A 14344-nucleotide genomic window follows, 5' to 3' on the forward strand; every position below is an offset into this window, starting at 1 on the left:
TTTATCAAAAGATCACATTGGTCTCAGGTAATTGATCTTTGATTGCAGTTTTTGTTGATTCTGAAAATTCATTACCGCTGAGGTCCAATACGGCCAGGTTTTGAAATGAATTCAAAGAGGAGGGCAACGATTGAAGGCCATTGTTTCTCAATAGCAACACCTTTAATGCTGGTAGTTTCGATAATTGATGATTCAATACGTTCAGATCCATTTCAGGATTATTGTCCAATACCAATCCCTTTGACTGCTTCAATAAAGCCAATTCTTCAGGTAGATCAACTAATTGATTGTTGCTCAAAACCAGGATATTCAGACTCGGCACTCTTGATAGTGCGCGAAATACCTGAGGGAGGTCCATCTTTGGATTATGAGAAAGATGCAATTCTTCTAACGATCGTAATTTAGTTATCGAGGTAGGTAACGTGTTGATCTTTAACCCTGAGAGGTATAAAAAATCCAGGTTACTTACATTGGATAAGTCTTCAATGGCTTTTGTAAGGTCCAGTTGATCATTAAATGCCAGGTCTAGTTCCCGTAACATGGGTAGAGACAATAATGCAGCAGGGACGCTTTTGAATTGATTATTTCGAAGGTTGACGACTTTCAAATTACTCAAAGAAAGCATAGAGGAAGGTAAGGAGGTCAATTGATTTCCTTCCAGATTAAGTAGTGACATGCTGGTTATTTGTTCGACCCCACTGGGAAGTTCGGTGAGGTCACAAGAAGTTAAATACAAAGCCCTCAATTCACTAAAACGTCCTAAATAGTCCGGAATTAAAGGAATATCATCACAAACCGGATTGAACGAATTGACTACTTTGTCATTTTGAACTACGTCAATTATTGACTGCTTCTCTTGAGCAAAAGAATGCTGTGAAATAAGCACTACAGCAATAAGAAAAGAGATAGTTGTTATTCCAATATTTTGCATGTTGCAAACTTGAAAAAAAGAAAAAGATCAGTGAAAACAAGAATAAGCCTCGATGGTAAATTGAGTACGCTCAAGGCTTCTGCATTTGTTATTATTCAGGGGCTTTCAATCGGCCTAAATCAACGTCTTTAGCAATATTGGTTAAAGCGTTTTCATCGAGGTTTTCACCGCTGACCATTACCCAGAATCGACCATCTTTGAAGAGCATGAGATTGCTTTCTTTGGAACTGTTGTCATAAGTGATCCAACCATTCATGCTATCGATGACGATGGATTTACTGTACCCTTCTGTCGATTCGTATTCATACTGACCAGAGGTCATGGCCATCGCATAGCTTTCAGCCCCTAAATAGTCGTACAGTGTAATTTCAAGGTCTTTACTGCCATTCGAATAGGATTTTTGAGCCATGCTGTAGGCAACTCCTTGCATTTTCATGGTCGAGCCTTCCGGCTTACCCTCACGTTGATATCCCTGGGTTGATTCAGGTAAAATATTGATGAGCGTCCGAAAGGGAATGGAGTTGCCCATATCAATGCTTTCAAAATCAACGGATTCCGGTTGGAAAGTATCTTCATTGGATGTTTCTTCTTGAGAAGAGGTGGAGTAATCTGGGTTGGGTTGATTGACTTCTTGATTCTGTTCGGCATTCTTCTTTTTCTTTTTGCCAAACAGCAGTTTGTCAACGACTTGATCTGCTTTTTTTTCTGCTTTTCTTTTCCAATCAACTTGTCCGTAGACATTTGAAAGGAGCATAATGAAAGCGAATAAAAGAAGTGTTCTTTTTAAAATGGCGTGGCGGTTCATAATGAGATATTGGTTGAAAATTGTATTAATTTCTACATGTACTTTATTCTAAGCTGTTGTCATTCCGATCGCGTACTAACATGTCAATTTTGCGGTTGAGCTCATCGATCTTATGTTCCAGATCATTGTTGTTATCCTGTATCATCTCATCGACGAAGATGGCATTTACAATTGAAAAACCGAATATACCTCCTGAAAGTACGACCAGTACGAAGAAAGCCCTTACAAATCCCTGCATCAGATGTGCCTCATCAGGAATATTCATCAACAGCGCTTCAGGAATTTCATTCCATCCCTCTACCGTGAAGATCTGGAAGATGGAATAAAGTGACAGTAGGGGGTTGCCAAAATGATGTGGAGATACCTCGCTGAAAAGGAATGTTCCTAAAACAGCTAGTAAGACGTTGTAAATGAATAAGACAATGAGAATAAAAACCGAAGCTTTAAACGCCCTGGTGATCCCCGCGAACATTTGCTGAATGTTGGGGATGAATCGCAGGAATCGTAGGATTCTAAGTATCCGCAACAATCTGAATACCAGCAGGAAGCTTATGTCCGGGAACAGATGGGTCAATTCGAAAAGAGATGGAAGTGAAATGATGACCAGTATAAAGTCAAACCGGTTCCAGGCATTTCTGATGTACAGGTACCAACCGTACATTCTGATCTTAAAGATCGCTTCTAAGGCAAAAAAAACAGTGAATAAGAGATCAACTCGTTCTAACAGAAGCGAATCTCGAAGGCCCGGGAATCCGAGTGCAAATAAGACGATCGAGTTGAGAATGATCGCATAGATGATCATTTGCTCATTCAGGAAAACCCGATTAACGAACTTCATTTTTCAGCAGGCGAGGCTTAGTTTACAGCAAATCAGCCCTGAAATTAAAAGGAAGTGGGTAATTAACGAAATAAAATATCAATTACCCACCAAATATCCGTCCTTATTGGAACATAGGGCTTACCTGGACCTCTTTTGATCCAGCCGTGTATTTCCAAAAACCTTCACCCGTTTTTGCTCCTTTATAGCCAGCAGTCACCATATTGACCAGTAAGGGACATGGGGCATACTTCGGATTACCAAAACCTTCATACAATACATTGAGAATAGATATGCAAACATCAAGCCCAATAAAATCGGCCAGTTGCAACGGCCCCATCGGGTGTGCCATTCCTAACTTCATTACTGTATCAATTTCTTCTACACCAGCCACGCCTTCGTACAAAGTATAGATGGCTTCATTGATCATCGGCATGAGTATGCGATTAGCCACAAATCCAGGATAATCGTTGACCTCAACCGGCACCTTACCCAGGTTTTTACTCAGCTCCATTATGGTCGCTGTAGTTTCATCCGTTGTGGCATATCCACGGATCACCTCGATCAATTTCATCACCGGAACAGGGTTCATGAAATGCATACCGATCACCTGTCCTGGTCGTTTGGTTACCGCCGCGATTTTTGTGATTGAAATGGAGGAGGTATTAGTGGACAGGATGGCATGCTCGGGTGCGTGCTGATCCATGTCCTGAAAGATCTTGAGTTTGATGGATTCATTCTCTGTGGCAGCTTCAACCACCAGGTCCGCTGATTTGATGCCTTCACTGGTTTCTGTAAAGGTAGTGATCCGTCCCAGGGTGGCTTCTTTATCTGCCTCGCTGATCAATTCCTTCTTGATCTGTCTATCCAGGTTTTTACCGATGGTTCCTAAAGCCTTTTCCAGTGCTTCAGCGGAAATGTCTACCAGGCTTACGTTGTATCCGGTTTGCGCAAACACATGAGCGATTCCATTTCCCATGGTCCCGGATCCGATTACAGCTACGTTTTTAATGTTCATTGATGGGTTATAGTTAAAGATTCTTTTCGATTTCGATCAGATGATAGTCCAATGCCGGAATGGTCAGCTTCAATTCAGAGGGTGTATCGAAACTTACCGTTGATTGTCGATTGATTGCGTCTGCTCCAATTACTACGGTATCTGTATTGATGTTCATTTTCTCCCAGGCCATATCTGGTATTTTGATGGCGACTTCTTCCGATTCTTCGGCAAAGTTAACGATGATCAGTACTTGATCGTTCTCGGAGTGACGAATGAAAGCATAAATGCGATTGCTGTATCCTTGATATTGTGCATTGCGGTTGTAATAGTGAAGGTCAAAAAATGCACCTTCCCGAACTGATTCGCGGAGATTAGTTGTCTGCAATAGCTTTTCATATCGCTGCTTAAGGTCCTTTTGAGCAGCGGAAAGCATCGCTCCATCGAATTTCCCATGGTTCATCCATTTCTGATGTTCAGGAACGCCCCAATAATCAAAGATTGTGGTTCGACCATCGTCACTACTAAAACCGGAAAAGCCATTTCCAGGTTCGCCAACTTCCTGTCCGAAATACATCATGACTGGGCCTTTATGCATGAACGCCGTGACTGCCATCATGGGAATTCCTTTTTGCATGTCCCCGGCAAAGTCAGGCGAAGCGATGCGTTGCTCGTCGTGGTTTTCCAGGAATCGTAGCATGTGATCACTTATGCCTTCCTGGCTTTGCCATACACGGGTAATGTCATCTGTGGAGGCATGTCCCTGTATGATGCGCTTCAGCGTGTCGTACAATTCTACCTTATCATACAAGTTGTCGAATCCTCCTGTGAAAATGTAATTCCGATAATTATCGGGAATGTAGATCTCCGCAGTGAAAGTGATTTTCGGATAAACAGCTTTTACTTCTTTGATGACCCAGGCCCAAAATTCGACGGGAACCATTTCGGCCATGTCGCATCTAAATCCATCCACCCCTTTGGCTGCCCAATAGAGTAAGATATGCCTCATTTTTAGCCAGGTGTTAGGAATTGGATCGAAGTATGTCTTGCGGTGATCCTGATAGTCCACGGCGTAGTTGAGTTTTACCGTCTCGAACCAGTCATTGACAGAAGGAGTAGGAGAGAAGACATCATTTCCGGTAGCCTTTGCGGGATTTTCGTCGAAATGTCCGGTTTTTGTCGGGAATTCGCAATCGCCTAGCGTTTGATATCCAGCGGGTACTTGAAACGTCTGTCCCGGGAAGTAGTAGAAGTTGTTATTGGGGTCAAAACTTTTCGTCAGGTCATCGTCCGCTCCAAAATCTGGGAAGTTGCCCGGGTTTTTATCCGAATGGTAGCTCCTTGCAACATGGTTTGGTACAAAATCGATCAGAACCTTCAGACCAGCATGATGACTTCTTTCAAGCAACGATTCAAATTCGGTCACCCGATTGTTGATGTCATTGGAAAGATCAGGGTTGACATCATAATAATCTTTGATCGCATAGGGTGAACCTGCCCGGCCTTTGATCACATCAGCATCATCTAATGGTATACCCGCTTCTTCATAGTCCGTGAGCACACCGTGTTCGATTACTCCAGTGTACCAAATATGGGTGTATCCACTTTTCGAAAGTTGCTTTAGCGCATCAGAAGTGAAATCATCAAATTTGCCGACGCCATTTTCTTCCAGCGTGCCCCAGGGTTTGTTGGTTGAATTGGTATTGCCAAACAGACGGGTCATTACGTGGTACAAAACCATGCGTTTGTTTTTCATGGTGCTAAGGGGCAGTATATGACCCTTTCTTTTAATTATTCTTTGTATTTATTGCTACGTCTGAAATAAAAAAGCCCCTCCAACAATTGAAAGGGCTAATTTCTTAGCGTTGTGGGCATTCACAAAATGTTGGTGCCACAAATCTAAAAGAAACGTTTATGCGTTTCTGTTGATGTTATTCAAATCTTCGAAGGCTTGCTTCAATCGAGCAACGAAGGTCTTTTCACCTTCTCTCAGCCACTTTCTAGGATCGTAGTACTTCTTGTTAGGAACATCGTCTCCATCAGGGTTACCAATTTGAGACTGCAAGTAGCCTTCGTTTCCTTCATAATAGCTTCTGATACCATCCCAGGTAGCCCACTGCATATCGGTATCGATGTTCATTTTGATTGCACCATAAGAGATGGCCTCTCTGATTTCTTCCTGAGAAGATCCTGATCCACCGTGGAAAACGAAGTTCACAGGGTTGTGACCTGTATTGAATTTCTCTTGGATGTAGTCCTGAGAATTTTTCAGGATGATTGGAGAAAGTTGAACGTTTCCTGGTTTATATACGCCATGTACGTTTCCGAAAGCTGCAGCAACCGTGAAGTTATCACCTACGGTTTTCAATTGCTCATAAGAGTAAGAAACCTCTTCTGGTTGGGTGTACAATTTTGAATTGTCAACGTCCGTATTGTCTACACCATCTTCCTCACCTCCGGTGATTCCCAATTCGATCTCAAGTGTGATCCCGATCTTGTGCATACGCTCAAAGTACTGTCTGGAAGTCTCGATGTTTTCTTCGATAGGCTCCTCAGAAAGATCAAGCATATGAGAGCTGAACAAAGCTTTCCCTGTTTGCTCAAAGTGTTTCTCATTGGCTGTCATCATGCCATCCATCCATGGAAGCAATTTTTTCGCACAGTGGTCTGTGTGCAAAATCACCGTCACACCATACATTTCAGCAAGCTCGTGAACATGTTTTGCTCCGGCAACAGCGCCAGCGATTGCAGCTTTTTGTCCGTCGTTAGAAAGTCCTTTTCCCGCTACGAATGCTGCTCCACCATTTGAAAACTGGATGATCACTGGTGAGTTCACTTCCTTGGCAGTTTCCATTACCGCATTCATCGAGTTGGTACCCACGACGTTTACAGCTGGAAGTGCAAATTGATTCTCATTTGCGTAGTTCAGCAAGTCAGTTACTTCCTGTCCGGCCAGAACTCCAGGTCTGAATTTCATAATTACTTCAGCGTTAGATCTTTTAAAAATTTGGGCAAATATAAACGGATTCATTACAGAACATGAATACGGCTAGCGAAAATTCGCTAGTGTTTGATGTGCCTTAAGGAATTGGAGTGGATTTACATATGAATTTAAATGATAAATTCATGATTATCGATCCGGATTCCACTTGGATTGTGAGCTTTTCGTATAAATCTCATTCCTCACTTAATGGCTAAAAAACGGCTTAAATCGCAGATTTTAGCTATTTTTCGGAGTTGATAAAATTGTATAAAGTTGGATTTTTTTACGAATCGGGACTGGCGTGTTGTTTCAAACGTTTGCGACGGACGAGCCTCAGAAGAGGGGTCGACCTGTGTTGAGGATGGTATTCGTCAAAATCTTGTTTGATTTTGAAAAAAATGGGTCCGATTTTGAAAAAAAAGTAAAAAAATATTGAATGCCGATTTTGGTATTGAAGAGATCAGAAAAATCACCAACCGAACCTAAAAAAATAGTATGAAGAAGCCTTTATTGTCTATTGCTGAGATTTGGAACATGAGCATGGGTTTTCTGGGGATCCAATTTGGGTTGGCCTTACAAAACGCAAATGCAAGCCGAATTTTGCAAAACTTCGGAGCAGATGTAGAGCACCTTTCCTGGTTTTGGCTGGCAGCTCCTTTGACCGGACTGATTGTACAGCCAATTGTAGGTTATTTCAGCGATCGTACCTGGAATGGTCTGGGTAGAAGAAGACCATATTTCCTGACTGGAGCGATCCTGGCTTCCCTGGCGCTTTGCATCATGCCCAATTCAGGGGCGCTGGCTTCTTTTATTCCTCCGATGTTCGTAGGGGCGGGTATCCTGATGATTATGGATGCTTCTATCAATATTTCAATGGAGCCTTTTAGGGCGTTGGTGGCTGATGTTTTGCCCGAAGAGCAACGCAACAAAGGATTTTCAACACAAGCTGTTTTAATCGGCTTTGGAGCGGTTATAGGATCGTTTTTGCCGTACATCCTGGCGGAGTGGGTAGGTATTTCGAAGGAAGCTGCAGCCGGACAAGTCCCGGATAATGTCAAGTTTAGTTTTTACTTCGGAGCGGTAGTATTCATTTCTACCATCGTTTGGACGGTAACCAAAACGAAAGAGTATTCTCCGGAGGAAATGGCCAAATTTGATGATGCCGAATCTCATGACGAGTCCGGAGGATTCTTTTCCATTTTTAAAGACATTGCTAATATGCCTGCAACCATGAAGCAGCTAGGTTTGGTGCAGTTCTTTTCATGGTTTGCCCTGTTTTCTATGTGGGTTTTCAGTACGCCTGCAATCGCTCAACATGTATTTGGAGCGGAAGTAAACGATACAAATTCGCCATTATATAATGATGCGGGAAACTGGATAGGGGTCATGTTTGGTGTTTACAATGCTGTGTCTGCATTTTATGCAATGGTGTTGCCAAGACTAGCTGATAGATTCGGTAGGAAAAAGATCCATGCCCTTTCTCTTGTATGCGGGGGTATAGGCATGCTTTCTATTTATTTCATTCCTGTACAGTCGTTTACCCTCGTTGGTATGGCGCTGATCGGAATTGCCTGGGCGAGTATCCTTTCCATGCCTTACTCTATCATTGCCGGTGCAATACCAGCAGCCAAAATGGGTATATACATGGGTATCTTCAATTTCTTTATCGTCATTCCGCAGATTGTGAATGGTGTGATTGGAGGTCCTATCGTCAAAAGACTTTTTGATTCTCATGCCATCTATGCCTACGTATTGGCTGGTGTGTCTTTTTTGATAGCAGCCTTTTGTGTTCGATTTGTAGACGACAAAGGCGAAGTTGTTCAATCATAATTTCTAATTTTTTAGCATTTAAGCAGCGTGAAAGCAGTATTTAGTATCGACTATAGAACTCAGTGGGGTGAGGTGGTTTATGTGTCCGGGTCATGTAAAGAGCTGGGAGATTTGGACGAAACCAAAGCTGTTCCTCTTCAGTCAGTGAATGGGGAAAATTGGGAATTGGAGTTGGAGATCAAAGCGGAAGCTTTCCAGTATCGCTACTGGGTGAGATCTGAGCAAGGTGGGTACGCTCATACGGAGTTCGGTAATCCAAGGAATTTCGCCGCAGGAAAAGACCTGACACGTGTGTTGATCAGAGATTTCTGGCGTCCTCAAAAAAATGAGGAAAATGTGTTGTACAGTTCACCATTTCAGAATGCTTTTTGTCACAGAACGCCAGGTAAAAAACAACCGAAGGCGGTAGAAGGTGCATTCATACGCTTCCAATTGCGTGCTCCGCGCATCCATAAAGATTTTGTATTTGGGGTAGTGGGGTCTACCAGGGAAATGGGTGCCTGGAAAGAGCAATCTGTTCACTTGATGTCAGACGTTGATTTTCCAGTTTGGAAAGTAGATGTTCCGGTAACGAAAGGGAAATTGGATTTCGAGTACAAGTATGTTGTATACCATAAGGAAAAGAAGAAAATCCAGTGGTGGGATGCGAATGAGAATCGCCGCTTTTTATCAAGTGCATTGAAACCCGGGACAGCTACGTATATAACGGACGAATCCTTTCAATATCCTACAGGACCATGGCGCGGTGCCGGGATTGCGATTCCGGTATTCTCACTTAGGTCTGAAAAAGGTGGAGGAATCGGCGAATTTACAGACATCAACCTGCTGACTGATTGGGCTGTAAAGACTGGCATGAAAGTGGTTCAGATCTTACCGGTTAACGATACAACTGCCACTAAGACCTGGACGGATTCTTATCCTTATGCGGCGATCTCCGTTAATGCTTTGCATCCGATTTTTGCCAACATGGCAGCCATAGGACCGCTGAAGGATAAAAAGGTCCAGGCAGAATTTGACGCCAGAGCGAAGAAACTGAATGACCTGCCGGAGATCAATTACGATGGTGTGTTGGCCTTGAAAAGCAAATTCTTTCAATTGAGTTTTGATGAGCAGAAGGCTTCTTTTCTCAAGAGCAAGGACTTCAAGGAATTCTTCAAAGACAATCAATCCTGGTTGGAGTCATATGCCGCCTTTTGTTGCTTAAGAGACCAATATGGCACTTCCGACTTTAAAAAGTGGGAAGAATATGCCCGGGTAGATGCAGGAATGATCAAGGCTTTCTGTGATCCGAAAAGCGAAAATTACGATGAAATTGCCTTGCACTATTATTTGCAGTTTCACCTGGATAAACAGCTCAAAGAAGCTTCCGAATATGCCCGAAGTAAGGGGGTTGTATTGAAAGGCGATATTCCAATTGGGATTTACCGTGATTCTGTGGACGCCTGGGTCGAACCAGAGTTGTTCAACATGGCTTGCCAGGCAGGTGCTCCACCAGATGATTTTTCAGTTTCAGGACAAAACTGGGGATTTCCCACTTACAATTGGGAGAAAATGGCCGAAGATGGCTTCAAGTGGTGGCGCGAGCGACTGGTGAAAATGTCAGAATACTTTGACGTATTCCGTATCGATCATATTCTGGGCTTTTTCCGTATTTGGGAAATGGGTTGGGAGCATGCTGAAGGTATTCTGGGACGGTTCAATCCGGCTATTCCTGTTCATGTCAATGAATTTCAGGATTGGGGACTCGACTTTGATCATCAGCGATTCTGCGAACCATACATCCGGGTGCACATGGTGTATGAGATCTTCGGAAGCCATGCCCACGATATTTTCAATCATTACCTGGACGAATACCGACAAGGCTGCTATCGACTCAAGTCACAATTTAATTCGCAGCGAAAAGTCAAAGAGCATTTTGATTGCCTGATCCGCGAGAACCCGGATTCGACGGACTTCCTGCAGTGGAAGCGTCAAAACCTGTATCGATTATTAGCTGAAGTGCTCTTCATTGAAGCACCATTGAGTGATGGTGTCGCCTGGAATCCTCGCATTGCTTTTCATAACACATACTCATATCAGGACCTGGATCACGATACCCAACAGAAACTCAATCGGTTGTACAATCATTTTTTCTACCATCGACACAATGAGTTTTGGAGAGAGAGTGCTATGCAAAAGCTTCCGGCCATCAAGGAAGCTACCAATATGCTTATCTGTGGCGAAGACCTGGGTATGGTTCCGGCTTCTGTTCCGGGGGTGATGGACGACCTCAGTATCCTGTCATTGGCCATACAGCGTATGCCCAACGATGATCGTGAGTTCCTGCATCCGGCTGATAATCCGTACATGAGTGTGTGTAGTACCGGAAGTCACGACATGTCGACTTTGCGCGAGTGGTGGCAGGAAGATTCGGATAAAGCTCAGCGATTTTATAACAGTATTCTCGGACATCAGGGAGGCTCACCTTTCTTTTGCGAGCCTTGGTTAGCCGAACAGGTGGTCAATCAACACATGCATTCTCCGGGGATGCTGGCCATATTCCCCATTCAAGACTTGTTGGCAATGGATGGCAGGCTAAGACGTGAAATTCCGGAAGAAGAGCGCATCAATGTACCGGCCATTGCACAGCATTACTGGAGATATCGTCTTCATCTGAGTACCGAACAGTTGATGGAGGAAGAGGCGTTCAACTCGAGATTGCATCATATGGTAAATGATTCCGGTCGTAATGGGATAGACTAGGACATTTTGAAGATGCTGCTTAAATTACAGTTGTAGGGTTTTAAGGGTAAACCAAAGACAGATGGTTTACGTCTTACTTGACAACAAGTAATGAGAAGCGTTTTATTTAGTTTCCTTGTTTTTAGCTGCCTGAGCAGTGCGGGCCAGGTGTTACTCAAGGGTAAGATCGTCGAAACCGATGGTGAACCGATTCCATTTGTGAATATTGGCATTGTGGACACCCATATCGGGACCATTTCCGAACTCAATGGCGAATTCGAACTGCTGGTGCCGGCGGAATACGTCGGTCAAAACTTGTTGGTCTCCTGTGTCGGTTATCATCGGCAGCGTTTCAATATCCAGGAAATCAAGGACCAGGAGTTAGAGGTGATTTTAAAGGAGAATGTTTCCCAATTACAAGAGATTGTGATCACTGAAAAACGTGACAAGCCCAAAATCGAAAAAGTAGGAGGGGTCTATTCCACCGCTTCCCGATTCATGACCGATGTGGATTACGCAGGTTCGGCCATTGCGCAAAAAGTCAAGACGGAGTTCGATACCACTTTTATCCATTGGGTCAGCCTGGGGTATTCCAGTAGGTTAAAGGACGTGAAGATGCGGATCAAGTTCCTTGGTGTTGATGAGGAAGGAAAGCCAGGTGAGGAGATCATCCCTAAAGAGATCATCGTGGACTTATTGCCTTACGATGGATTCACCAAATTCGACCTGGAAGACGACTTTCTGTTCCTGACTGAAAAAGAGTTTTTTGTTCAGTTTGAACCTTTGATCCTGAAAGAAGATCGGCAGAATATCTATAAAGTCATGTCCTGGGCATTGAAAGAACACCCGAAAGAAGTGTTTTTTGATGACAGAGGAGAGTTGATTGTAAATAGCGATAAAATAGATCTGCACTTCACAAAATTCAAAATCTTTGGTAAGATTGGTAACACCACCTATTACAGAACCAGTTCTTTTGGTAAATGGTACCCAAGTGAAGAACTCTCGGCCAAAATTGGCATATCGGACGGTTCTTCGCCAGTGGAAGAAAGCCTGACGAAGGCAGGTGTGCTTTCCATGTTCAAATGGTCCGGGAAAAAGAAAAAGCAACAAGAACAAAAATCCTCTGTTACAGATTATGAGGCAGACCAGACCTGGAGTTATGGATCATTGGCTGATTACCTGAAACGAATAGGGACCTTGACCGTGACTGGTGCAGGGGATTTTGTGAAGGTTTATGTGCGACAAACGGGTAGCGGTTCTATCTTGACAAGCAATGAACCCATTTTCATCGTGGATAATACCAACATGGGTAGGGGTTATTCATCTGTTGCTGCCAGTGTGGATGTCAATCTTATTAAATCTGTACGAGTACTCAACAGCCTGACACAAACCGCGCTTTATGGGGAGCAAGGAAACAACGGTGTGATCATAATATCTACCGGAGGATAGAATAACTAATCCTTTCTCTTATTAGTTTTAGGGACAAGCAACCATTGTTTGCTTAAAAACTGAACTCAAACCTTAACCCAAGAATCAGCACATGTTGAACTTATCTGTTATTCTGGAAACCTCAGCCAGAAAATACCCCAATCACCCTGCTTTTACATTTGGAGAAACGACACTAACCTATGCTCAGGTGAATGGTGCTGCCAATCAGGTGGCCAATGGTCTGGTAGCTAAGGGCATCCAAAAAGGAGATAAAATTGCCTTGAACTGCCTGAATTTGCCCTATTTCCCAATCGTCTATTTCGGGATTCTGAAAGCCGGAGCAGTATGTGTGCCTTTGAGTGTATTGCTTAAGAAAGATGAGACCACCTATCACCTTGAAAACAGTGAAGCAAAAGCCTTTTTCTGCTTCATAGGTACCGAAGAATTACCTATGGGAAAAATGGGGTATGAGGCATTCAACGAAGTAGCTAGCTGTGAACAATTCTACACCATCATGCCGGATCCTGCGGCAGCCAGCCCATTGGGAAAAGAGACGTTGGGCTCATTGATGAATGGCCAATCTCCGGCTTTTGATCCTGCAGAAACCAGCGCAGAAGACCTGGCAGTGATCATTTATACTTCAGGGACGACCGGTCAGCCCAAAGGAGCGATGCTTACACATAGCAACCTGATGATGAATGCCATCCTGTCTGCTGATCTGGTAGGTACTTCTGCAACAGATAGACAATTGATCGTGTTGCCATTGTTTCATATTTTCGCAATGACGGTATTGATGAATGCAGGCATCTATCGGGGAGCTCATAGTATTTTGCTGCCTCGTTTTGAAGCGGACGCAGCGATCGGGTTGATGCGCAAGCACCAGATCACCGTATTCGCTGGCGTACCTACCATGTTCTGGGGACTTAACCAATATACGAATGAAGCGCACATTGGGGATGTCAGTGCTAACCTAAGAATTGCCGTGTCAGGTGGAGCGTCCTTACCAGAGCAGGTTTTGGTTGATTTCGAAGCAAAATATGGAGTCACGATCCTTGAAGGATATGGCATGTCGGAAGGTTCCCCGGTGGTTTCATTCAATCACGGTAAAGAAGATCGTAAAGTTGGCTCCATTGGTACACCTGTTTGGGGAGTGCAGGTCAAACTTGTGGATGATGAAGGCAATGAAGTGCCTGCCGGAGAAAAGGGTGAGCTTTGCTACAAAGGGCACAATGTGATGAAAGGCTATTACAACAAGCCAGAAGCTACAGCGAAGACCATTAATAATGGTTGGCTGCACTCTGGGGATGTAGCGATCAAAGATGAAGAAGGGTACTTCTTTATTGTAGATCGAACCAAAGACATGATCATCAGAGGAGGTCTCAATGTTTATCCTCGCGAAGTAGAGGAGGTCATCATCAAGCACGAAGCAGTAAGCCTGGTTGCGGTGATCGGAGTTCAGGACAATGAATACGGTGAAGAGATCCAGGCATGCGTTGTGCTTAATGATGGGGCTACCTGTACAGAAGACGAATTGCGTGAATGGACCAAAGAACGGATTGCTGCATATAAGTATCCTCGTAAAATCGACTTTGTTGACGGCTTACCCATGTCGGCTACAGGAAAGATCCTGAAGAAAGAAATCCGGAAGCAATATGCTTAGTTATTGCTGAAAATAAATTAGAGTAAATAGCCATTAATGAATAGGTAATTGCCCCAGGGTGATTACCTGTTTTGTTAGCATAAGTCCTTACTTTTAATGTTTTTCATACCTGATTCTAGGTATATGCGTGGCGATAACTTTTGAATTCTACTTCTATACCTTAAATTGAATT

10 protein-coding genes are annotated in these 14344 nt (G+C 43.6%); 4 read left to right on the forward strand and 6 right to left on the reverse strand.

Annotation, left to right across the window (positions count from 1 at the left end; all coding sequences use genetic code 11):
* Nucleotides 1-4: 4 nt before the first annotated feature.
* From R8G66_07565 to fbaA, 6 genes are all read right to left on the reverse strand, one after another.
* Nucleotides 5-931: a leucine-rich repeat domain-containing protein gene (locus R8G66_07565; protein MDW3192205.1), complete on the reverse strand. Its 927-nt coding sequence runs from the start codon at nt 929-931 to the stop codon at nt 5-7.
* A gap of 91 nt (nt 932-1022) precedes the next feature.
* On the reverse strand, nt 1023-1685 hold the full coding sequence (locus R8G66_07570) for a hypothetical protein (GenBank protein ID MDW3192206.1): 663 nt from the start codon (nt 1683-1685) through the stop codon (nt 1023-1025).
* A 94-nt stretch (nt 1686-1779) separates the two neighbouring features.
* Entirely contained in the window at nt 1780-2574 is a 795-nt protein-coding gene (locus R8G66_07575) for an ion transporter (protein MDW3192207.1), read from the reverse strand.
* A 103-nt stretch (nt 2575-2677) separates the two neighbouring features.
* Nucleotides 2678-3565 carry a 3-hydroxybutyryl-CoA dehydrogenase gene (locus tag R8G66_07580; protein MDW3192208.1) on the reverse strand — a complete coding sequence of 296 codons (888 nt, stop codon included), beginning with the start codon at nt 3563-3565 and terminating at the stop codon, nt 2678-2680.
* A 19-nt stretch (nt 3566-3584) separates the two neighbouring features.
* Nucleotides 3585-5306 carry an alpha-amylase family protein gene (locus tag R8G66_07585; GenBank protein ID MDW3192209.1) on the reverse strand — a complete coding sequence of 574 codons (1722 nt, stop codon included), beginning with the start codon at nt 5304-5306 and terminating at the stop codon, nt 3585-3587.
* 156 nt (nt 5307-5462) lie between these two features.
* Nucleotides 5463-6527, reverse strand: coding sequence for a class II fructose-bisphosphate aldolase (gene fbaA / locus R8G66_07590; GenBank protein ID MDW3192210.1), 1065 nt, complete (start codon nt 6525-6527; stop codon nt 5463-5465).
* A 501-nt stretch (nt 6528-7028) separates the two neighbouring features.
* Here fbaA and R8G66_07595 point away from each other — a divergent pair.
* The 4 genes from R8G66_07595 to R8G66_07610 all read left to right on the forward strand — a co-directional run bounded on the left by R8G66_07595 (nt 7029) and on the right by R8G66_07610 (nt 14172).
* Nucleotides 7029-8363: an MFS transporter gene (locus R8G66_07595; GenBank protein ID MDW3192211.1), complete on the forward strand. Its 1335-nt coding sequence runs from the start codon at nt 7029-7031 to the stop codon at nt 8361-8363.
* Between the two features lie 27 nt (nt 8364-8390).
* A complete protein-coding gene (locus R8G66_07600) occupies nt 8391-11105 on the forward strand; it encodes a 4-alpha-glucanotransferase (protein MDW3192212.1) in 2715 nt (904 codons plus the stop codon).
* A gap of 90 nt (nt 11106-11195) precedes the next feature.
* Entirely contained in the window at nt 11196-12533 is a 1338-nt protein-coding gene (locus R8G66_07605) for a carboxypeptidase-like regulatory domain-containing protein (GenBank protein MDW3192213.1), read from the forward strand.
* A 91-nt stretch (nt 12534-12624) separates the two neighbouring features.
* Nucleotides 12625-14172, forward strand: coding sequence for a long-chain fatty acid--CoA ligase (locus R8G66_07610; GenBank protein MDW3192214.1), 1548 nt, complete (start codon nt 12625-12627; stop codon nt 14170-14172).
* Nucleotides 14173-14344: the final 172 nt, after the last annotated feature.

The organism is Cytophagales bacterium, from assembly GCA_033344775.1.
Taxonomy (GTDB): domain Bacteria; phylum Bacteroidota; class Bacteroidia; order Cytophagales; family Cyclobacteriaceae; genus JAWPMT01.